Consider the following 22,299-nt stretch of genomic DNA (forward strand, 5'->3'; position numbering starts at 1 on the left):
GTGTATAGTTACCTAAAGTTAAGGATTTATATTAAGAAAATAAAGCATCTGAATCTTAAATAATTGTAAACTCTAACGCACTCATAACCAGATAAGAGGATTTCGTACGGGCAGGTTCCGCAACACTTCCTCTTCTTCAGGATCCCGATTGAGCGATAGCCACAACCGGTAATATTCAGGGCGCTGAAGCGCCGCTGCGCCGAAAATAAGGAAAGGTTGTGCCACCGGCCAGTTATCCCAGTACATCACATCATGTGCATAAGGCCAGCTATTCTTATTATTTACAAACGGGTAGAGCCAGGCAATTCCTTTAGCGATACTCTTACTGCTGTCGGCCGTAAAGCGCCACAGGTCATTATCCGGGGTGCTAAGCAACTGGCAGATGGTGCTCATGGCATCGAGATTAAACAATGAATAGCCATAAGGTTTGGTACGTTTCAGCTCCAGCGGGAAACTACCGTCGGCAGCCATCTGGCGGGGTAACAATACCGTCTTATAACGGGTCCTGCAGAAGTCGAGTATTTCCCGGTTACCGGTAAAACGTGCAAATGCTGCTACCTGCATTACCCAGCAGGTGCCATGGTTATTGGCCGCATTCATTTCATCTTTCCCGTATGGATGTGTGGTAAGCCATTGCAGGTATTCGCTAAACCAGTTCTTAAAAACCTGCAGATCAGCGGCTGGAATAACGCCTGCCTTCTCCATAATACCCAATGCCTGCACCACTTCCATCAGGTGGATAGTGTCAATGATACCAATGCCACGGCCGGTTACTTTCCCTTTAATTGCCTGTGCATACAACAGGGCAGGGTTCATGCGCGTGGCGGCTGTTTCAAACCAGGCCTTCGCATGCAATAGCGCGTGCTGCAGATAGGTATTGTCTTTGGTAGCGATATATCCTGCTGCCAATGCTCCCATCACCCGGCTGAAGCGGATCATAGCCTGCCGGTGCGCCACGAAGTTGCCGGGATTAGTTTCACCGTCACGCTGAATATACACCCCGTTGGGGTTTTCCGGGTCCGGCCACCAGTAATCTCCTTCCGAATAAAAATCGTGTATCCCGCCTGCACTGCGCTCGCAGCGGAAAGCCGTAATTGTTTGAGGCGCCTGTTGGAGCGCCCAGGCTGCCCGTTTGATCACTTCCGGCCGCGTATCTTTAAGCAGTTGCAGCTGAAAAGGAGATTGCCCATGTATTGCACAGGAAAGCGTTATGAAAAAAGCCAGCAGAAAAATACGCATGGATCTATTTTTTGGGTGTTAATAACAATACCCGGCCATCATGCCCTGCCAGGTCCATTACAAAAGAACCGTTATGAATCCCAAGATCGGCGCCTGTCCAGTAGTCTGATACCTGGTATCGCTGATCCAGTTTTACTGTTAATTTTTTGGAAGATGATTGCCAGTTGAGAAGAATTACCTGTTTACCTGCTGTTGTGGTCAGTTGCCCGATTTCAAAACCAGTGCCTTCAAAAGCAGCGGCCTTCGCCGCCGGTGGTAAAGCCTTTCTCAAAACGTGTAACCGTTCCTGTGATATTTTTGTAAGATCATCTCCACTCAGCAGCATACCGCCGGTTGCATATAACAGTGCTGCATGAAAATTAAATTCATTGCCGGGCATGTTGCCGGTCAGCACCAGACAATCAGGATCATTCCACCATAAGCGGCCGTTTTGCCAGGCACGGTAAAGGTTTTCCCTTCCCGAACGCTCAAATACAGACCAGCTGCGTTTGATGTCCATAGAGCTACGGCTGCCATGAATCAATCCCAGCGAAGGCCACAGCGGATGATTGCATCCCAGTATAAAAGCATCCCCACTCCCTTTGAGAATGGCCTCCATACCCCGTCTGTACGCTTCTACCCTTGTAGCCTGGGTGTCATAAAAATGACCGCCATGAATGGCGCCCCAGAAATTGGCATCAAGCTTAAAATAAGTAACGCCCCATTCATTGCGCATGGTGCGAAACAATTGCTCCAGGTGCTGTTGCACAGCGGGGTTTGTTCCATCCAGCACATACCAGGGCTTCAGCCGCCAGCCGCCAAAAGTAACCAGGTCGCTACGCAAAGGTGCGCCCGATGCATCTTTTACCAGCCAGTCTTTATGATTCCTATAAACAGCGGAATTACTGTCGCAAATAAAAGGTGCTACCCAAATGGCCGGTTCAAAACCCTTTTCGCGGATCGTATGCAATACCTGCTGTACATTTCCACCGAAAGAATTTCCCGACTCAAGCCAGTCGCCCATATGTGGCTGGTAACCATCATCTACCTGTATATACTTCAGTGCTGGTATATTGTTCTTTATATAATCCAGGTTGTCATAAATATTCTGTGCGGTTACCTTTGGACCAAAGCAATACCAGGAGCACCAGCCTGTAGGCGGTTGTTTAAATTGAAGCCGGGGATGATGTTCCTGTATCCTGGCAGCAAAGCGGTCCAGCAGCACGTTCCCATCCCTGCCGGTGATCATCATTAGTTCTTCCAGGTTGAAACCAGTACCTGGAGCCAGTTCCAGATTCTCCAGGTCGGTTACGGTCTTGATAGTATCTGCCGAAATATAGAATTTGCTTACAAAACGCCTGCTGGAAGTATAGCCAAGTAATACCTGGTCGCCGTTTGCAGGGTATAAACGCAGCAGGTTATATACCGCCAGGTATCCTTCCGGCTGGGGAATTTTATAATGCCCGGCATCTGTATAGTTACCCAGCGTTTCAGGGTGGGCAAGAGTGCCTGCCGTTTGTGTAAGCATCTGGAATCCTTCTGCATAAAACGGGGTAGTGGGGGGCAATATCTTACCGGCTATGCCCGTCACTACTTCTTTCAATCTCAGCGGCCTACTACCGGTATTGACTATACGTATTTCACATTGATCATTCTTCCAGTTACGGATCACTTTGATATAACCGGGCGCTATGCGGCCATCAGCGGTGTACACCATCGGGGTACTACTTTTCAGCGTCTGAACAAACTGCCCCGGAGTTCCTGCCCGGGTATTAATTATTCCCAGGAGCAAACAGGGAATCAAAAACCAGCTATATTTTTTCATCGTGGATATTATTTGTTTATAGCATTCGCCCAAATAGTGTTAGTAGCTGAAGTAAACGGCGGAACAGTTCATAAAATATTATAAGTTTTACCGGGTGCAGTTGAAAAATCATACTCAAAAACTTTTTTCAACTGCAACACCGGCAATTTCGTTGGATCCTTTACAACAGTCCGCACAGGGAGCTGTAACTGGTAAAACGGGTTTGTATTATTACCAGCAGCCACTTTTGCCGGCTTACCATCAATACTAACGGGCAACTGCGTACGAATACGGCAGCTCCCGCCTAATGCAGAACGGATTACAGCATGTGCAAGCTGTCCGTTCTTCCATTCCATATCTACTTCAAAGCCGCCCCTGGCCTTTAATCCCTTTACACTGCCTGAAGGCCAGGCATCCGGTAATGCCGGCAGCAGGTATAGAACACCATCATGGCTCTGTAACAGCATTTCTGTAATACCAGAGGTTACGCCAAAGTTGCCATCAATCTGAAACGGAGGGTGCGCGTCGAACAGGTTGGGATAGGATCCTCCGCTGTTATCGGCTACACTCACTGCCTGCCCTCCTGCCAGGAATAATTGTTTGTTCAACATGGTATAAGCGTGATTGCCATCTTCCAGGCGCGCCCACCAGTTTATTTTCCATGATTTAGACCAACCGGTGCCTCCATCTCCCCTGAGCAGCAAGCTACGTATAGCCGCTGCCGATAGTACCGTATCTCTACGTGGTGAAATGAAATTCCCGGGGAACAAGCCATACAGGTGTGACACATGGCGGTGGGAATCTTCCGGATCATCCCAGTCTTTATACCATTCCTGCAATTGGCCATACTGCCCCGTATGGAACGGATACATTTCCTTCATGGTTTGTTTTATACGCGCTATAAGGTCCGCATCCTGCTGCAGCACCTCCGCCGCACGGATCGTGTTATTAAACAGGTCGTGGATAATGGACAGGTCCATGGTAGTGGCAATACTTACAGATCCTTCCCGTTTACCATTCACCATAAAATTATTTTCCGGTGTGGTAGAAGGGCTTGTTATCCATTGACCATTATTATCCTTCACCAGCCAGTCGAGCATAAAAACTGCTGCTCCCTTCAGATCCGGATATACCTGTTGCAGCATTTTCTTATCACCGGTGAACAGGTAATGCTCCCATAAATGCCTGCTCAGCCAGGCGCCGCCCATAGGCCATATAGCCCATTTGGGGTTACCGCTGGGATCAGAAAAATCAAAACCGCCAGCCGGGTTGGTCATACCCCATATGTCGGAATTATGATGAGCTGTCCAGCCTTTAGCTCCATAGTTAACGGAAGCGGTTACACGCCCGTGCCTGGCCAGCTGTGCGATAAAATCGAATAAAGGACCACCACATTCCGACAGGTTAGCGGTTTCTGATGGCCAGTAATTCATTTCCGTATTGATGTTAATAGTATAGTTGGAGCCCCATGGCGGCTGCATTTCTTTATTCCATAATCCCTGCAGGTTCATGGCCGGTCCTCCTTTACGGGAGCCTGATATCATCAGGTAGCGGCCGTATTGGTATAGCAGTGTAGTGAGTTGCGGATCGCGGTTGCCTCCGTGAAGGGTATATACTTTCAGTCGTTCATCTGTTGGCAGCAAGGCGGAACTGTCTTTTCCAAGATCGAGCTGCACACGGCTGAATAATGACGTATAGTCGTGTACGTGATCATCAAATAACCGGGCATAGCTTCCGGCCTGTTGTAAAGGGGTTATGGCAGCCAGGTGGGGATCCTTGCCATCGGGTAATCCATCTTTATAGCTGGTGCCTACTGATAAGAGAAGGACAGCTTCGGTAGCGCCGGAAATATGTATACCGCCGGTATCAGCTTTTACCTGTCCCCCGCTTACGCGTGCATCAAGATGTACCTCATAGTTAATACCTTTATTTCCGTAAACAACCTGTTTTGGTTCATAGGCCCTTGCCGCCACATACTCCGGGCATCTGCCTTTCATTACTACATAGTGTGGATTCACCACAGAGTTCGTATGCGGCATGGGGTTGGCGAAGCGGGTGCTGAAACTAAGCCCTCCGGGCTTACTGGTTGCATATCGTACCACCAATAACTGATTGGGATAACTGCAAAACACTTCCCTCGTATAGGCAATGCCGTTAGCCACATAGCGGACCCTGGCTATTCCATTGTTCAGATCCAGTTCACGTTTATATTGCGTAGCCTCACCGGGTATATCGCTGTTGATAAAAAGACTCCCCAATGTTAGATACCTGGCGCTATAGGTGCCCATCATTTTGCGGGCCAGCTGATCCGCTTCCATATATTTTTCCTCCGCCAGCAGGCGGCGGATAAGGGGCAGCACTTCTTTTGCTGCGGGATTATTACCATCACGGGGAACACCGGACCAGAGATAGCCTTCATTAAGCTGCAGTTCCTCCTGCTGTATACCTCCAAAAACCATGGCGCCAATGCGACCATTTCCAACAGGCAAGGCTTCCACCCATTGCCGGGCGGGTTGCCGGTACCAGAGCTTCAGAAGGGAATCTGCCGGTGATGCGGCACCGGCGCCTACGAAGGCTAACATCAGCCAAACTGCCAACAAATGCTTTATCATCAGTGTATTATTTTTGGAGTGTCTGAGCATGCAGACATTCGTCTTTCATCATGGAATTCATCAGTTTTCCGGCAAATGTTTTCAACACAACTCCGGCTGCTTTAAATTAGTATAGTCTGTATTTGTGCAAGACCTTTTAATGCTTGTTGTATCAATATAACCCGAAACTATGCAATCGGTTGCAAATAAACATATGCAATTTTACCTTTTTCAGGTATCTTTTTGAGGCAGCACAAAAAAGAAAGGAATACGGAGAAATGCAGGCTTGTTGAAATGAAAAAAGTATCTGTCGTTCAAAAAGAAAAAAAATTATACAATAATTGTTTCCCCTGATCGTCTGATAATAAAGTGAGGATGTTGCTATGAAAAAAGAAAAACAATCCATCATTGCATCATACCGGCTGGAAGAACTTCAGGTTGTTCCGGGGTTGATGATAGATGTTCATTATAAAAAAGCCGGGGAACCGGCGCATCACCCCAATGCTGATCTGACAACTGCCCACCGGCATGAGTTTTACACATTGGCGGTAACGGGTAAAACGGGAAGTCAGCATATGATAGATTTCAGGCTGATAGATATGCCCCCGGAGAGTATGTTCCTGCTGGCACCATGGCAGGTACATTTATCTTCGGATGCGGATCAGGCATTGGATGTGTACCTGATCTCTTTCACGGCTGATTTTTTACCAGCTGGTTTCCCTGCCTTACCTGTATGTATGGAATGCCCGGTAACACCCGACAGCCGTACCTACCAGGAGATATGGCACTTATGCGCACAGTTGCTGCAGGAGTTTAAGACCCGCAAAGCGCTTCAGGAGCAGGTATTACAGCATTACCTGGCAGTACTGCTGACATTCTTTATGCGTTGTCTTCCTGAAAACACCAAGGGATCCTCCCTGCAACCGGAATTATTGACCCGTTACCGGGAACTGATGGAAAAACACCTGCTGAGCTGGAGCAGCTCCGGCGATTATGCAAAGGCGCTGCATGTTACTACAGATCATTTGAACGAGGTAGTAAAACAGGAAACCGGGCAAACAGCTTCTGCTTTGCTGGCTGCAAGACGGATACTGGAAGCCAAGCGTATGTTACTGCATTCCACCCATGGCATCAAGGAAATAGCGTGGTGCCTGCAGTTCAACGAGGTTACCTATTTCAACCGCTTTTTTAAGCAACATACCGGGCAAACACCTGTTGCTTTCCGGATATCGAGCCGGGAAAAGTATAACTATAACCCGGAATAGTATAATAGTGGAAAAGTAAGGGTCCGTTAGTTTTGCTGAAACAATTAGTTTATGAAACCATCTGCAATTTTACCCGATGATGTTAACCATGTTGAAATAAACGGTCAAACCCTGAGGAAAGGTTCTGTAGCTGCTTTCCTTGCTAACGTTGCAATTATTGAGCAATGTACGGATACTCACAGTGAAGCCTACACTGCAGCGCGGAAAGACATGCTTGAACTGGTTCCTGCACTGGAAACCCTGAGCGTTTTCAAACACCTGAGCATCAGGTCCGAAAATATCAGGCGCCTTATTATCCAGGCTTACCCCTCTATGACCGGCATCTTATAATCACCCAATTATATTTACTTACATGATTTCGATTAAAGACAGGGCGACCAGTTTCCTGATGTCGCGCATAGGAAAAACTGCGCGTGTAATAAACCTGGCGCGGATAGGAAATTTTTTACTGGAGATACACCTGCAACTGCCACAGGCATTACCTGAACGGAGCACCCAGCATCTTAAATGCGAGGTGGCGCCATACACTTACCGCGATTATACTGTAGCAAACTGGGATACCGCTAAACAAACCGCCACACTCATAGTGGATTGCGGGCATGAAGGCGTTGGCAGTTCCTGGGCATTGAACCTGCAACCTGGTGATGAGGTATATTATGCCGGACCTGGTGGCGGCTTCCATCAACCGTCTGATGCACAATACCTGGTTTGCATAGGAGATGCAAGTGCCACCGGGCACTTCCATTCTTTGTATCTGCGAAAAGCAGCCGCACAGCAGTTTTATTGTTTCCTCCAACTGGAAGATCCTGCTACACGACAGCTACTGCAAATGCCTGTGCAACCGCTTTCCAATAACGGTCATTATCTCACCGATTTGCATGAATGGCTATACCATTATGATTTCCCGACAGGAAATACTACTTATTATGTAGCAGGTAATCAGCAGATGGTGATACAGGTGCGTAAATCATTACGTCAGCAAGGTAAACAGGTAAAGGCACAGGGGTTCTGGGGCTAAATCTTACAGCATCAGACCAGGTGTTCTTTCATTGCCTTTACAATAGCATTGGAGCGGGAATTTACATCGAGCTTACGATAAATATTCATGATATGGGAGCGAACTGTTCCCACGCTGATATGGCATCCGTCGGCTATCTGCTTATAGGTGTCGCCGTTTACCAGGCAACGTAAAATTTCCTTCTCCCTCGGCGATAATCCATAGGGATCCTGATAAACCTGTTTCTCCTTCCGGAAAAAGGCCAGTACTTTGTTTACTGCTACCAGGTTCGATTGCAAAGCGGTTTCATATACCTGGGCAATAAATTCCGACAGGGAAACCGGCGGTACATGATCTACTTTAAACGTATCGGTGGCTGCCGGTACCGGCCTTAGTTCCTGCTCCGTTTCATTCAGGGTGAGCAATAGCACATTTATATCAGGGTAAGCTGCTTTTACTATGCTGGCGGCTTCTATCGCGGTCAGTCCGGGTATCTCTATATCCATAAAAACCAGGTTGCAGATATCTTTTGCTAATTGTTGTAACGTTTCTGATGATTCGCTGTGCAATCCCGAAACGTCTAAAACAGGCGCTCCTCCTAAACTACCAGGATTAATAGGCCGCACTTTTTTCATAATATTTCTTTTGGGTTATGTATATTCATATGAAGTTTCCCATTAATAACTGCTAGTTCCCGGAGGCTGGTATGGTTGATAAATTATAATGGAAAAGAATCATACGGTTCCCATACCCGTAACAAATTTGAAACAATTACATGCAGCAGTCAATCGGATACATATATGATTTTTCAATAAATATTAATATACAATTCATTTTATATTAGCGATAAAACGAAAATGTAACGTGGTTGTCGGCAGTCTTTTAATGGAATAACGGGAATCTAATCGGTTACTAATCAACTATTTACAAGTTAGCTCATCTCTCGTTTAAACAAATTATACTTTAGTATATATATTACAATTGCACTTTTCCAGCCGCCCGTCGTTCTGTTCCTTTTGCCCCGGTGAGGTCGTCTCCGAGTACCAACCGGTACTTTTCTGCTATTGCCTCCAGGGTTTTCACTACTTCAGGAAACTGCTTCTGCACATCCAGCGTTTCTCCCGGGTCACGCCTCATATCATATAAGGCCATTGGCACCTCTACTTCCGGCTGCGCTCCCGGAAAACCGTCATACCCGGGAAGATTTAGTTTATATGTTCTCGCCTTATGCGGAAGCACCAGCTTCCACGGCCCTTTCCGGACAGCTTCCAGACTGTTCACCTGATAATATACGGCCAGTTCATCCCTTGGGTTTGCATCCGCTTCATTAAACAATAATGATTTTAAATCCACACCGTCAATTTTGCGGACAGGCAATGCAGCACCGCATAAATTAGCAACAGTAGGTAACACATCTATAGTAGAGGCCATTTTGTTACAAACGCTACCGGCAGGAATTTTTCCCGGCCAGCGCATTATACACGGCACCCTCACCCCGCCTTCCCAGGATGTACCTTTACCTTCACGCAAACCACCTGTGTTTCCGGCATGATTACCATACGACAACCACGGACCATTATCACTGGTAAAAATCACCAGGGTATTATCAGATAAGCCATTTTCCTCCAACGCTTTTAAGACCTGACCAACAGACCAGTCTATTTCTTCCACTACATCTCCAAAAAGCCCATCCTTACTTTTCCCTTTATACTTATCAGAAACCGCAATAGGGACATGTGGCATGCTATGCGCCAGGTAAAGAAAAAATGGTTGCTGCCTGTTGTTCTTTATAAAGCGGCAGGCTCTTTCGGTGTAGAGGGTGGTGAGCTGCGACTGGTCTTCCAATGTTTTAATATACCTCAGTGGTTTATTACCTTCAATCAGGGGCAAAGGCGGATATTTTCTCCGGGGATTGGCAGATGTATCTGCATATGGCTTTCCATCATAATGCACCGGCCACATATCATTGGAATAAGGCAGGCCCAGGTACTCATCAAAGCCATGTTGTAAAGGCAGCCAGGGCTCCTTGCTTCCCAAGTGCCACTTACCCACCATCCCGGTACGATAACCCTGCGCTTTCAAAATGGATGCAATAGTTTGTTCTGCAGTGTCCAATGCTATAGGTGAGGCCGGCGACAAAGCACCGTGTATACCTACCCTGTTCGGATAACAGCCTGTAAGCAACCCAGCCCTTGATGCGGAGCAAACTGCCTGTGCAGCGTAAAAATAAGTGAAACGCATGCCCTGTGCGGCCATACGGTTAATATTAGGAGTATGCCAGGGTGTGCCGGCGAAACATTCAAGATCACCATATCCCATGTCATCCATGAAGATAATTACGATATTCGGCTTTTTTGCAACCGGCAATGGTGGTGTAAAACTGAAGGATACAGCCACTAACAGGAATGTACTCAGGCAAAAAAAGGCGTTTTTCATCCAGGATGTTTAACAATAAAAAATGGTTAGTATAAAAATATACATCTTCCCGAGATTTCCTAAAAAAATCTTAGACCCTCGAATTTTGTCTTGGAACACTGATTACGATGATTATAATGATTAGTTTGATTTAGTTTTTTTGTAGGATGATAATAGGGGGAGATATAAGCGGATTTTTTCCTGGAACACTGATTACGTTGATTATAATGATTAGTTTGATTTAGTTTTAGAGTTTGAAATTGGTTTTAAAATTTGAAAATAAAAGGGAGATAAAGCGTGTTAAGTCGCTTACATCTCCCTTATCACCAGAGAATTCAGAAAGTAAAAATCAGGCTGATCATTATAATCAGCATAATCAGTGTTCCAGGACCAATTCCGTTATTATTGAAGCACCAGTTCTATTACCGGTATCTCCACATCGGGCTTGCGCACCGGAAGTTCCAGGGCCAGGTCGCCTTTGTCGGTGCCCCTCATTTTTATTTCGGAACCGTCATTCAGCAACTGTGCATATTTAACCTTGCCTTTCATTCCGGGCAATTCAAAACGCTGCAGCGGGTAATCGAGCAAATGCACATATAACCGTTTGGTAGTTGGGTTATAAGTCAGCAAGGTGTTATCCGGGCGTTTGAATTCTGCCGGCGCCTCGGTACAGCCATAAATAGAACGGCTGTTCACCTGCATCCATTCGCCCATTCCTTTAAGCCTTTCCTGCGCGCGGGCATCGAAAGTACCGCGGGAAGTAGGCCCCACATTCAGCAACAGGTTACCGCCTTTACTTACGGATTCAATCAGCAGTACAAGCAGCTGCTTGTTATCTTTCCAGGAGGTTTCATCCCGGTAATATCCCCATGAACCGGAAAAAGTCTGACAGGTTTCCCAATGAATGCGTTTCCCATTACGGGTAGGCCATTCAGATACCTTATACTGTTCAGGGGTGGCAAAGTCGCCGCCATCCTCATACTCTCCCAGGTCCAGCCGGTCGTTGATAATAATTCCGGGCTGCAGCTTGCGGATCATCTTAATAAGCTCCAGTGAGTTCCAGTCGTTATGATCTTTGCCATGTTCTCCCGGAAAAGAAAAGTCGGTCCAGAGAATATCAATTTTTCCGTAATTGGTCATCAGCTCCTTCACCTGGTTCTTCAGGTAGGTACGGTATTTTTCCATATCACGTCCTTTATTCAGCTTCTCATAATCCTTTGGATCGGCAGGGCGCTGCGGGTGTACACGGTCAATCGTATAATCAGGATGGTGCCAGTCGATCAGCGAATAATAAAACCCTATTTTCAATCCTTCTGCACGAAAAGCATCCACCCACTCCCTGATAAGGTCCTTTTTCGCTGCTGTATTGGTTGCTTTATAATCCGTGTATTTTGAATCGAACAAACAGAAACCTTCATGGTGCTTGGTAGTGATCACCGCGTATTTCATACCTGCCGCCTTCGCCTGCCGGGCCCATTCGCGCGGATTATACAGGTCCGGGTTGTACAGGTCAAAATACTTCTGATAGGCGCTGTCTGTAATATGCTCATTGCTTTTCACCCACTCGTGCCGGGAAGGCATGGAGTATAGTCCCCAGTGAATAAACATCCCGAAGCGGTCGTTTAACCACCAGGCCAGCCGTTGCTCTTTTTGCGCGTCCGTTTCGTTAAATATTCTCTTTTCCTGTGCATTTACTGCTGCCAGCATCACGAGGAAAGTGAGAACGCAAAGTGATAGTTTCTTCATAACTAATAAATTATACAGATTTGATTTGATACAGGTTTACTCCGCCACCAGCCAGGTATAGCCGTTTGCCGGAATGGTTACTTTTACATGTGCCATGTAACCACGGTCAAGCGTATACGTTTTTAGCGCGCCTTCCTTTTCGCGGATACGGACATTTTTTGTAAGACCGCTGTAATACAGCGGCAAAGCCACTTCCCGGGTAATTGCCTGTTGGGTTGGGTTATACAGCATCACCAGGGCTTTCTGCGGCAGTTGTGCGCTTACGTGCATAATGCCATCCCAGTCGCGGCCGTCGGCCCTGCGTAAATGAATAATATCTGTATTGAGGATACTGCGATACTTTTTATACCAGTCGATCATATTCCTGACAACGGCTTTGGTACTATCGGTATCGTATAAACGCGGGCCCCGGTAACAGGCCTGAACCCCGGCTCCATAATACTGGGCCATCAGCTGGTCATAAGCGTCCAGGTGGTCTTTCAGGGGTTCCAGGGTGGCTGCGGCGCCGCCTCCCTGGTATTCGCTGAGCGGTACAAAGCCCCAGCTCATGGAAGGGGTTTTCTCCCAGGTGCCGTCAAAAATATTCTGCCTGTTCAGGATCAGTTGTTCCGCCCGTGGCAGGGAAAAATTTACTTCGCGGTAGCCCAGCGCTATTTTGTTGGTACCATCCAGGAAATACCAGTCCGGGGCATTTACATATACGCCTCTTTCATTGAGCCAGTGATACAATCCTTTTTGCAACTGCATTTGTTTCCATTGGGAATCTTCCAGCCCGGTGTGGCCGGGATGGGTAGTGGATGCGCAAACATCGCCCGGGTAAGGGCCATCATTTTCAAAGATATCAAAGCCAGTAGCGCTGATAAATTTTTTAATCTTTTGCAGATAACCCAGGCCCCACTTACTACCCATACAGGGAGCGTTACCAAAAAATGCACCACCAGTTTTACCGGTAGCAGGGTTAATCACATCATCTTCCTCACTGATACGCCTGCTCGAAAACAGGGAGTAGCCGCCAAGCATTACTTTTTTACTGTGTGCATAATCAGCCAGCGCTTTGAACTTCGCGATATTGGCAGCGCTGGTATCTTCCATATTCAAACCACTACCAAAGCTAAGGATCACGCCTTCATAGCCGGTTTCAGCACACTGGTCAATGATAGCTTTTACTTTTACCGGATCGGTGTTTACCAGGTGCATGAAAACAGGGTTCTCTGTGGTCCAGGGTGCAATAGTGCTGTAAAATCTTCTTTTAGCCAATCCATTCCTTTCACGGTCATATCCATCAAACAATAACTCATAGGTACGGATAGATTCAAAATGTTCGCCGGCGGCCAGGGTAACGCCAACAGGCACCGTGGGGTATACTTCCAGCACACAGGGTGTTTGCAGGTCGTAGTTCACCTGTGAGGTGTAGGTACTGTCGGCCTTCCAGTGTGTGGTTTGATCACTGAGATTTGCCTTCATGGCGTTATTGAAAGCATAATTGCTTTCGATATAAATTCCGTGTGGCACCTGCATTTTATTCACACTGCCAACTACGGCCGATTCTTCTTCCGGTGTGGCCAGTATTTCATTCACTACTTGTTGCAGTTTTACCGGCTGCCCGCTCTGGTTAACTATTTCCAGCCATTTGGAGATCAGCGGTATTCCATCAAATATATCGTAGTGTATTTTTACCTGAATGCCTTTCAGTTCAGGCGCCTGCGCTTGGTAGGAAAAAGTAAGCTCTTTCCCTGTAGGCTGCTTTGAGTTACTGCACCATCTCCTGGCCTGCCATTTTAAATAGGGGGAGATGGATGTTACCTGGTGGCCGCTGTATATAAAATCTGATGATCCGGCTTTCAGGTTATCCAGCCATACAGGGAGCAGGTATGCCTGTTGCTTTTGTCCATATGCACCACCTATCATATAGTTGTGCCCGTTAATTGTGAGCCTGGCTTCCGGCTTAATGGCGCGCAATAATTGTTCTCCGCTTACCAGGTTGCGGTAGTCGGTACAAATCACGTTGGGGGTTATACGAAAACTACGGCTCAGCAATCCATTGCTGAGTGTGATTTCCTTGTTCTTTTCAGTTACCGTGGCGGTATAGGGCTGGTGATTTATTAACCAGTCGGGCGCAGGTGTTTTTACCTGCGCAACTGCTATACCTGAACCAAGACTGGCAACCAGTCCTAACAGGAGGTTTGTTTTTTTCATGTTCTTGTTCTTCTTATAAAAGTTATTTAACCGGTTGCAGGATCACTTTCCTCAACCAGCATAATTCATTTTTGTTACCGGAAACCGGTTTCACTGCGAGGTTTTGTTTTCCTGCTTTATCGATATGTATGATACCTATTGCGTGTTGAATAAAATTCATGGGCTTATGACTGCCGAAGCTGCCGGTTTCCAGTGTAAGGAACGGCAGCTGCTGTCCGCCCAGGGTTACCAGCCCCTGCTGTGAAGCGCTTGAAGGCTCGCAGGCATAGTCAAGTATAATTTTATAGTCGCCTGCGTCCTGCACTTCCAGTGGAAATATGATGGCATCGTTGGGGGTTACCATACCGGTTATGCAGTTATCATGCTTCCAGTCACCGAAGTAATGGGAGTAAGTAAAAAGCCTGCTCTGGGCCTTCCCATTAAAAATGGCCCATACAGCGGGTATCTCCGCCTGTGGATATTCACTGCTCACGGTTTGTGTACGGAGCTGCGATAAATCTGTTTGCTGTCCTGCGTACACCAGCTCAAGCACAGTACTTCGTGTATCCGGCAACGTTACAGGCAGATTAATAATGGTTTCCTCCGGCAGTTGTTGCCATGTGAGTGGATTTTTATTGCCCAGTATTTTCACCGACTTAATTTTTGCGGTTAGTCCCGGTATGCGTAGCTTCCTGTTGGCCGGCATCTGCCATACATGCAGGAATAATTTTCCCGGTTTGCTGGTGGTTACACCCCATGGTTGTGCGGGGATCAGTCCCCAGGTGGTACCGTAAATGCTTTCTCCATAGGTTTTCAGCCACTTGCCCACAGCTTTCAGGTAATCCACGGAGTAAGCCGGCCATTTGCCGTTTCCATCGGGCCCTACGTTGAGCATAAGGTTTCCACCTTTGGAGGCTACATTTCCCAGGAGGTGTATAATTTCTGCGGGAGATTTAAAGTTCAGATCGTGGCGGATATATCCCCAGGAGTCGTTATGGGTATAAATTGATTCCCATGCGCCGGAGATGGGAACCGGCGGCACTTCAGAGTCGCCAAAGTCGCGGTAATCACCAAGGTCATGCCCTACGCGGCTGCTGAAAAGGCAGCCTGGCTGCAGCAATCGCAGGCTATCGATCATTTGCCTGGTCTGCTCAGCGGTCAGGCCTCCAGGCATATCAAACCAGATAAGGCCGAGGGGGCCATAATTGGTTAATAGTTCTTTCAGTTGCGGGATTGATTTGGTGCGGTAATATCGCTGGTAATCTTTCTCTTTATTTTTAAAATCCCAGTTATTCCCACCACCATCCGGCTCATGCCAGTCGAGGAACTGTGAATAATAGAATCCGAACTGTATCCCTTTTGCGCGGCAGGCAGCAGAAAGTGCCTTCATCGGATCTTTTTTATAGGGGGAAGCATCAACAATATCGAAATCGGTTACTTTGGAATCATACATACTGAAGCCTTCATGATGCTTGGCGGTGATCACCATGTACCTGATACCTGACTGCCGGGCCGTTTCCGCCCATTCCTCCGCATTAAACCCTACAGGATTGAATGTTTGAGCTACTTTGGCATATTCAGCTGCAGGCGCCTTTGCGCGGTTCATAATCCATTCGCCGCTGCCGTAATAGCTGCTGTCGTGCCAGCGGCCACCCAGCTCAGAGTAAAGGCCCCAATGAATGAACAATCCGAATTTTGCTTCTTTAAACCATTTTAGCCCCGGATGCGATCTGTTATTTACGGCACCTTTATTCCACATGTCCGGCATATCCTGGGTGCTCGCTCCTAGCGGGTTGAGCAGGCATAACAGTATCAGCAACGTGGGAATCCGGTGGAACATATAGCTAAATTTAGTAGTAATGTCCGTATAAAATATACATATCCGCCGGTATATGCAAATGCCTGGAAAATGGTATCAGGGAAAGGGAAAATGATACAATCAAAGGCTTTCAGGGTAAGTTTTCGTCATTAACCAATGATTAACGATTATTATAAAGGGTAATATCTAATTTCGGTAGCAGAGAAGTTACGGTAATTAAGCCTATAGTAACTTTCCAAATTCAGCAATCATCTTATTCAGCTTAATAACAGGCTATAATGTGTTATCAGCATCTGACGCGATTCCGCAGATGCCATGTGAATGTTTTAAACGCCTCTGCTGTTTGTCATCGGCAGAGGTTTCTTTTTGCCCGGCTTTCTCTCCCGTTATACAATTCTTATTTAGATTTAATTAACTCTCTGCACTACGAAAGCAATTAATATTGTTTCCATTCAGTGATCTTCTGATAACTGAAAAAATGCGTACAACTAAGAAATGTTCTACAGTACCTATTGGCCTTTTCGGGCCGACGGGTGATTTCTGTCGCCCGCGACGCGCAACCCCGTTAACAATCACCCACCGGTTAAACAACCAATGGGTTTTTGATTTAATCATCATCTAGCTACAGCGCCTTTGCAGTTTCCACTGCGGAGGCTTTTTTGACTTTAAAATGAATATATATTCGCTTATATTTGTAGTGTGAAACGGAAAGATGATAAGAAAATAGCCCAGATCTTCCAGGCGGCGCTCAGGTTGGTGGCGGAAAAGGGATTATCCGGCGTTACGATGGGCGACATCTCCAGGGAAGCCGGCATTGCCACAGGCACCTTATATGTTTATTTTAAGGGGAAAGATGAGCTGATCAATGCCTTATTTGCTGCCTGCCGGGAAAATTCGGTACAGGTATCCTTTAAAGGTTACAACCCGCAAATACCCTTCAAACCCGGGTTTAAAAACATCTGGCTCAATATCCTGCGCTATAAGCTGCAACATTTTGAAGAAGTTATTTTTATGGAACAATGTTATCATTCACCGTTTATCACCAACGATACGCGGGAAAAGGCCCTGCAACTTTCTGCCCCCTTCTACGCCCTGATAGACAGAGGCCAGAAAGAACAACTTATCAAGCAGGCAGATACCGGGTTATTGCTCACCTTTATTATCGGCGCCATGAACGAACTGGTTAAACAAACGCATTACAGTAGCATCACCCTTAACAGAAGCAGGATCAATACCGCCTTTGACCTCTGCTGGGATGCACTGAAAGCATAACAATAATGAATAAATATTCACAAACTAATACATCTGCATATGTCAGACATTATGATCGCAGTAGACCTGAGCAGCTTTTCAGAAAACCTGATCAGGACCGGCCTGGAACTGGCCGATAAAATGAATGCTTCCGTTACCCTCTACTCTGTGGTAGAAATAGGTATCGGTATCGGTTTGCCGGAAGGCGGCCCTGTATTCACCGACGATATTCCTGCACGGATCCGTGAAGTGGAAGAAAGACTGGAAGCGTACAGGCAAAACTACCCTGATAAAAAGAACATCAGCATCCTGGTAGGTACCGGGAATCCTAAAAACGAGACCCTGGCACAGGCACATGAAAGCAATGCAACTATGCTGATAGTGGGCACGCATGGCAGAACCGGCCTGGATCATATGCTCCTGGGCAGCAATGCGGAATATATTATCCGTCATTCCCGTATACCCGTGCTGGTGGTTCCGTATAACCAGGAAGAGCATTAAGACTAACACTCAACAATTAATACAACCATATTGATACTGACTCCCGGCGACCCCCGCCGGGATTTTTTATGGCCCATCCGGAACTTTTAATAATGAATAAACCTACGCCCCGGCAGCTGCAACAACGGAATTACTATGAGCTGGTCTTGCCCCCGGTACCTACTTCCTCCGGTTAATTGGTGAAATAATGAACTTATTCATACGGAGAAGGTTATACTAATGAAATAAAAACCGGAAGATCATCTCCCATAAATTAAAATCCCCTTAAACTCCCCGCAGTTACAGGGATTCGGTTAAAAGTTGGTATAACTTTGCGGGTCAGTGCGAACAACAGATTAACGAAACCCACGAACCCTTGAAAAAGAAATTTTTTACTGCGGCATTCCTACGCAAGCTCCATCTGAAAGAGCTGCTGGCAGTGTTATTTATATTGCTGGCTATTTATTTTTTCCGTTCACAGCGCCATGAATTATATTCCCTGATCCCTGCTATTGAGAGGGCGCACAGGGGCTGGGTAGTACTTGGGGTAATGGTAACCATTGCCTATATTTTACTGCAGGCAGCGATGTATGTATTCAGCTTCCGGGCAGTAGGCGCCAGGCTGAATACCGGCAGAAGTACCGAATTATTCCTGAAACGCAATCTTTTATCGGTCTTCCTGCCGGCAGGAGGTATCAGCTCACTGGCTTACCTGCCGCAAAGCCTGCGCCGTACCGGCTTGCATAAACAACAGATCCACCAGGCTTCGGGCATCTACGGATTTGTTGGCATCCTTTCCGTTTTCCTGGTCGGCATACCTGTGGTGGCATATGCAATGCTCCATGCGGGTACTATGAAAGATGCCCTGGGGGGACTTGTGGCTATTTGTTCACTGCTGCTCGGAGTAGTATGGCTGGTTCGCTCCATGCAGGCTAAGGGCAGTGCCTACCGGTTACTGGTAAAATACTTCCCGGGGGCAGCGCAACAGGTAGATGAAATATTTACATTTCAATTATCAGTGCCTTCTTTCATGAATACGGTAATCGCATCGGTGCTGATAGAAGTAGCTGGTGTAGGCCACCTGTACCTGAGCATGCTGGCCGTGGGTGTTACGCCTTCATTGGAAGCAGCTTGTGTAGGATACATCGTGGCTACCATCTTTTTAATCATTTCTCCTTTTCTGCGTGGGTTGGGCGCCATTGAATTGTCGCTCGCCTATATCCTCAGCAACTACGGGTTCAGCACTCTGGAGTCGCTGGAAATCACTTTATTATTCCGCCTGTTTGAATTCTGGTTACCACTGATTGGGGGCATGTTTGCCTTTGCATTGAAGGGCAGGGACCTGGTATTACGGTTACTTCCGCCCATCCTGATCTTCCTGTTGGGTATGGTGAATATTTTTTCCGTGCTCACCCCTCCCCTGGCCAACCGAATGCATTTATTGCGGGCTTATATCCCGGGCACTTCTATCCACGCCACTAATTTGCTGGTAGTGTTTCTTGGGCTGGTGCTGCTGGTAACCGCCACCTTTTTATTCCGTGGTTTGCGAAGCGCGTGGATTGTTGCACTGGCAGTGTCGCTGCTATCGGTATTCGGGCATATAGGGAAAGCGCTGGATTATGAAGAAGCGTCCCTGGCCCTGGTGACCAGTATTATATTGCTTATTACTTCGCGGCAGTACCGGGTTAGAAGTAATCCCCAACTGGTGAACATTGGTGTGGTAACGGCCATGGCTACACTGTTTGTAGTCCTGATCTTTGGTACCATCGGTTTTTATTTTCTGAATGTGCGACATTTCGGTATAGATTTTACCTGGCAGCAGTCTATCCGCCATGCCTTCCATTGTTTTATGCTGCTGGAAGACGATGGATTGCAGCCGGTTACCAGGTTCGGGAAAGAATTTATGTCGGCCATCCGTGTGTTAGGCGTGAGCGCATGGGCTTTCCTGTTTTACACCATCATACGGCCTTACCTGCATGTGACCCAGCAAACCAATACCAGCCTGGAGAAAGCCCGGTTTTACCTGAGCCAGTATGGCGATTCCCCGATGGATTACTTCAAAATAGGGCAGGACAAATTATTGTTCGTATCTGAACAGTATGAAGGTTTTATCGCTTACCGGGTAGCCGGCAGCTTTGCTATTGTACTGGAAGAACCGGTGTGCAGTGAAGATAATAAACTGCTGGTATTACAGGAATTTGAGCAACAATGCCGGAAGATGGGCCTCCGGCCGGCTTTTTACCGGGTAGATGAAGACAGCACCTATTATTTCAGCCACCTGAAAAAGAAAAAGATGCTGATTGGCCAGGAAGCCATTATGGATATACGGGATTTTACGCTGAGTGGTAAGGATAAGAAATCGCTGCGCAATGGTTTGAACAGCCTGGCCAATAAGGGCTATACAACTGCTTTCCATACAGCGCCACAGTTGCCGGCAATGCTGCAGGCTTTAAAAGCAGTAAGCGATGAATGGCTGCATCAGTATGAAGTAAAAGAGCTCACCTTTTCACAGGGATTGTTTGATGAAGATGTGATCCGGAACCAGGATGTGATTACCGTAACAGATGCAGAAGGACAGGTAGCGGCCTTTCTTAATATAATCCCCGACTATGCTCCCGGTGAATGTACATACGATCTTATCCGGAAACGCGCCGACGCCCCCGGTGGCGTAATGGATGCGCTCATCATTGCATTGATCCAGGATGCGCAGCAAAAAGGGCTGCACTACCTGAACCTCGGGATGGTACCCATGTCTGGCATTATTCAGCCGGAAAACACTGCTGAAAAAATGGTGAAGTATGCGTATGAAAAACTGCGATTCTTCCGGCATTATCAGGGCTTACGGGAATTTAAGGAGAAATATGCCACTGAGTGGACTAACAAATACCTGGTGTATGAACATGATTTTGACCTGATACAATTGCCATCTGCATTGAGTAAGGTAATGCAGCCGTAGGCAGGCGAACAATCGCGGAACGGATTTTGTTTTATGGGAGTGGTTAATTTAGTATATGGCACCAGGTAAAATGTTCAATACAGCAAAGCTGCTTAGCTTTTTCTTCTTATTTACAATATTTCAGTCAAAAGCGCAGAGCGGGATCAGTAACCTGCCGGTAGTTATCAAGGCGCCTGCCGCCGGCAGTACTGCTCCATTGATCCTGTATATAACAGGAGACGGTGGAATGAAGAAATTCTCAGCCAATGTGATTGAGTCGTTCCGTCAGAAAAACTACCCGGTGGTAGCATTGAATGCGCTGAAGTATTTCTGGAGCAAGAAATCGCCCCAGCAGGCGGCAAAGGATATCGCCTCCCTGATCACTTATTACCAGGGCCAATGGGGCAGTAACCACGGCGTTGTGCTGATCGGGTATTCACTGGGCGCAGATGTGCTTCCGTTCATTTATACCAGTTTGTCACCGGAAGTTGCAGGGGAAGTAAAACACCTGGTATTTTTATCCCCCTCCCTTTATACTGATATGGAAGTACACCTCTCAGATATGCTGGGAAAATCCAGTAACAAGGGAATGAGTGTTCCAGCTGAGATGAATAAAATTACCAACAAGCCGTTATTGTTGGTTTTCGGAGCAGAGGAAAAAGACTTCAACCTTTCAGCATTGAATGTCCGGTACGAAAAACTGATACTGCCTGGCGGGCATGCTTATGATGAAGATGCTGCCGGTGTAGCAGGAAAGATACTGGCAGGTTTGCATACAGGAGTTACTCCATAGGCAGCTGGTATCTCCTGACCAGTTCCTTCCTCATTTGCTTTGTCAGGGTTATCCTGGCTTCTCCAATCATTACATGATCTTCCGCCAGTGAGGTAATGTGGCGAAATCCTATTACAAACCAGTGATGCACCCGCATAAAAGCATTTGCAGGCAACTGGGAAATGATCCAGTCCAGTTTTTCGGTGGTAACCAGCTTCTGATCGCGAAGATGCAGCATGATATGATCATCCATTACCTCTACATACTGCAGCTCGTCATAAAATACTTTTTCAATGCGGTGCTGCGTTTTCAGGGTGAAATAATCCGCTGAGTAACGGGTGGGGCTAATTGTTGCTTCCATTTCTATAGTCTTGTATATTTTAGAAAATACTTCATTTAACGCATTGGCGGTAAAAGGCAACTGCATAAGTGCAACAGGCAGGAAGTCAAATCCTGCAGATGAGGTATCATTATACACCATCAGTAAAACCGGCAGCACGCCGGTTATAGTCATGGGTGGAGAGAGCAGATCATTGTAATCTCCTGCTATCAGTACGTGAATGGTTTGTGTTTCTATCCAGAAACGAGCCTCCTGCATTGTTTGGCTGCGGCAAACCAGGTAAACATAGGGGATAGCAGACAAATAATTTTCCAGTTCTTCAAATCCCTCCGGGTCATTACCCAAAATAATACAGTTTAGTACCATAGGGTTGATTTTGGTCAAATAAGGATACGTAAATTTACTTGAGTCAGTTGCCACGGAAACAGACGATTTAAACAGAGCAGGTGACTGAACAGAAACCCGCGTATAATCTAAAATCTAATCTAAAC

Annotated in this window: 16 protein-coding genes; 7 read left to right on the plus strand and 9 right to left on the minus strand. The window is 46.8% G+C overall.

Annotation, left to right across the window (positions count from 1 at the left end; translation table 11 throughout):
• Positions 1-81: 81 nt before the first annotated feature.
• From ABIE50_RS31790 to ABIE50_RS31800, 3 genes are all read right to left on the minus strand, one after another.
• Positions 82-1,239 carry an alginate lyase family protein gene (locus ABIE50_RS31790; RefSeq protein ID WP_209863174.1) on the minus strand — a complete coding sequence of 386 codons (1,158 nt, stop codon included), beginning with the start codon at positions 1,237-1,239 and terminating at the stop codon, positions 82-84.
• Between the two features lie 4 nt (positions 1,240-1,243).
• On the minus strand, positions 1,244-3,043 hold the full coding sequence (locus ABIE50_RS31795; protein ID WP_209863177.1) for a glycoside hydrolase family 36 protein: 1,800 nt from the start codon (positions 3,041-3,043) through the stop codon (positions 1,244-1,246).
• Positions 3,044-3,111: 68 nt separating this feature from the next.
• Positions 3,112-5,634: a glycoside hydrolase family 95 protein gene (locus ABIE50_RS31800; protein WP_354028274.1), complete on the minus strand. Its 2,523-nt coding sequence runs from the start codon at positions 5,632-5,634 to the stop codon at positions 3,112-3,114.
• A 362-nt stretch (positions 5,635-5,996) separates the two neighbouring features.
• Between ABIE50_RS31800 and ABIE50_RS31805 the strand changes: the two genes are divergently transcribed.
• From ABIE50_RS31805 to ABIE50_RS31815, 3 genes are read left to right on the plus strand one after another with little or no spacing between them, the layout of a single operon-like run.
• Positions 5,997-6,878 (plus strand): AraC family transcriptional regulator, encoded by an 882-nt coding sequence (locus tag ABIE50_RS31805; protein ID WP_209863181.1) that lies wholly within the window; start codon positions 5,997-5,999, stop codon positions 6,876-6,878.
• 51 nt (positions 6,879-6,929) lie between these two features.
• Positions 6,930-7,208, plus strand: coding sequence for a hypothetical protein (locus ABIE50_RS31810; protein ID WP_209863183.1), 279 nt, complete (start codon positions 6,930-6,932; stop codon positions 7,206-7,208).
• Between the two features lie 22 nt (positions 7,209-7,230).
• On the plus strand, positions 7,231-7,896 hold the full coding sequence (locus ABIE50_RS31815) for a siderophore-interacting protein (protein ID WP_209863186.1): 666 nt from the start codon (positions 7,231-7,233) through the stop codon (positions 7,894-7,896).
• 11 nt (positions 7,897-7,907) lie between these two features.
• Here ABIE50_RS31815 and ABIE50_RS31820 read toward each other — a convergent pair whose 3' ends face one another.
• The 5 genes from ABIE50_RS31820 to ABIE50_RS31840 all read right to left on the minus strand — a co-directional run bounded on the left by ABIE50_RS31820 (position 7,908) and on the right by ABIE50_RS31840 (position 16,051).
• Complete coding sequence (locus ABIE50_RS31820) at positions 7,908-8,510, minus strand: response regulator transcription factor (RefSeq protein ID WP_209863189.1); 603 nt, start codon at positions 8,508-8,510, stop codon at positions 7,908-7,910.
• 340 nt (positions 8,511-8,850) lie between these two features.
• Positions 8,851-10,311, minus strand: coding sequence for a sulfatase family protein (locus ABIE50_RS31825; RefSeq protein WP_209863192.1), 1,461 nt, complete (start codon positions 10,309-10,311; stop codon positions 8,851-8,853).
• 381 nt (positions 10,312-10,692) lie between these two features.
• A complete protein-coding gene (locus tag ABIE50_RS31830) occupies positions 10,693-12,036 on the minus strand; it encodes an alpha-L-fucosidase (RefSeq protein WP_209863195.1) in 1,344 nt (447 codons plus the stop codon).
• A gap of 36 nt (positions 12,037-12,072) precedes the next feature.
• Complete coding sequence (locus tag ABIE50_RS31835; protein WP_209863199.1) at positions 12,073-14,232, minus strand: alpha-galactosidase; 2,160 nt, start codon at positions 14,230-14,232, stop codon at positions 12,073-12,075.
• Positions 14,233-14,254: 22 nt separating this feature from the next.
• Complete coding sequence (locus tag ABIE50_RS31840) at positions 14,255-16,051, minus strand: alpha-L-fucosidase (protein WP_209863201.1); 1,797 nt, start codon at positions 16,049-16,051, stop codon at positions 14,255-14,257.
• Positions 16,052-16,729: 678 nt separating this feature from the next.
• Here ABIE50_RS31840 and ABIE50_RS31845 point away from each other — a divergent pair.
• From ABIE50_RS31845 to ABIE50_RS31860, 4 genes are all read left to right on the plus strand, one after another.
• A complete protein-coding gene (locus ABIE50_RS31845) occupies positions 16,730-17,302 on the plus strand; it encodes a TetR/AcrR family transcriptional regulator (protein ID WP_209863204.1) in 573 nt (190 codons plus the stop codon).
• Positions 17,303-17,341: 39 nt separating this feature from the next.
• Positions 17,342-17,782 (plus strand): universal stress protein, encoded by a 441-nt coding sequence (locus ABIE50_RS31850; protein WP_209863206.1) that lies wholly within the window; start codon positions 17,342-17,344, stop codon positions 17,780-17,782.
• Between the two features lie 355 nt (positions 17,783-18,137).
• Positions 18,138-20,717 carry a phosphatidylglycerol lysyltransferase domain-containing protein gene (locus ABIE50_RS31855; RefSeq protein ID WP_209863209.1) on the plus strand — a complete coding sequence of 860 codons (2,580 nt, stop codon included), beginning with the start codon at positions 18,138-18,140 and terminating at the stop codon, positions 20,715-20,717.
• A 55-nt stretch (positions 20,718-20,772) separates the two neighbouring features.
• Entirely contained in the window at positions 20,773-21,489 is a 717-nt protein-coding gene (locus ABIE50_RS31860) for an AcvB/VirJ family lysyl-phosphatidylglycerol hydrolase (protein ID WP_209863212.1), read from the plus strand.
• On the opposite strand, the gene ABIE50_RS31865 is transcribed toward ABIE50_RS31860, so the two are convergent.
• On the minus strand, positions 21,479-22,174 hold the full coding sequence (locus tag ABIE50_RS31865; RefSeq protein WP_209863214.1) for a LytR/AlgR family response regulator transcription factor: 696 nt from the start codon (positions 22,172-22,174) through the stop codon (positions 21,479-21,481). The genes ABIE50_RS31860 and ABIE50_RS31865 overlap by 11 nt on opposite strands.
• Positions 22,175-22,299 lie beyond the last annotated feature (125 nt).

It is taken from the genome of Chitinophaga sp. OAE865 (assembly GCF_040546735.1).
In the GTDB taxonomy this organism is placed as follows: Bacteria; Bacteroidota; Bacteroidia; order Chitinophagales; family Chitinophagaceae; genus Chitinophaga; species Chitinophaga polysaccharea_A.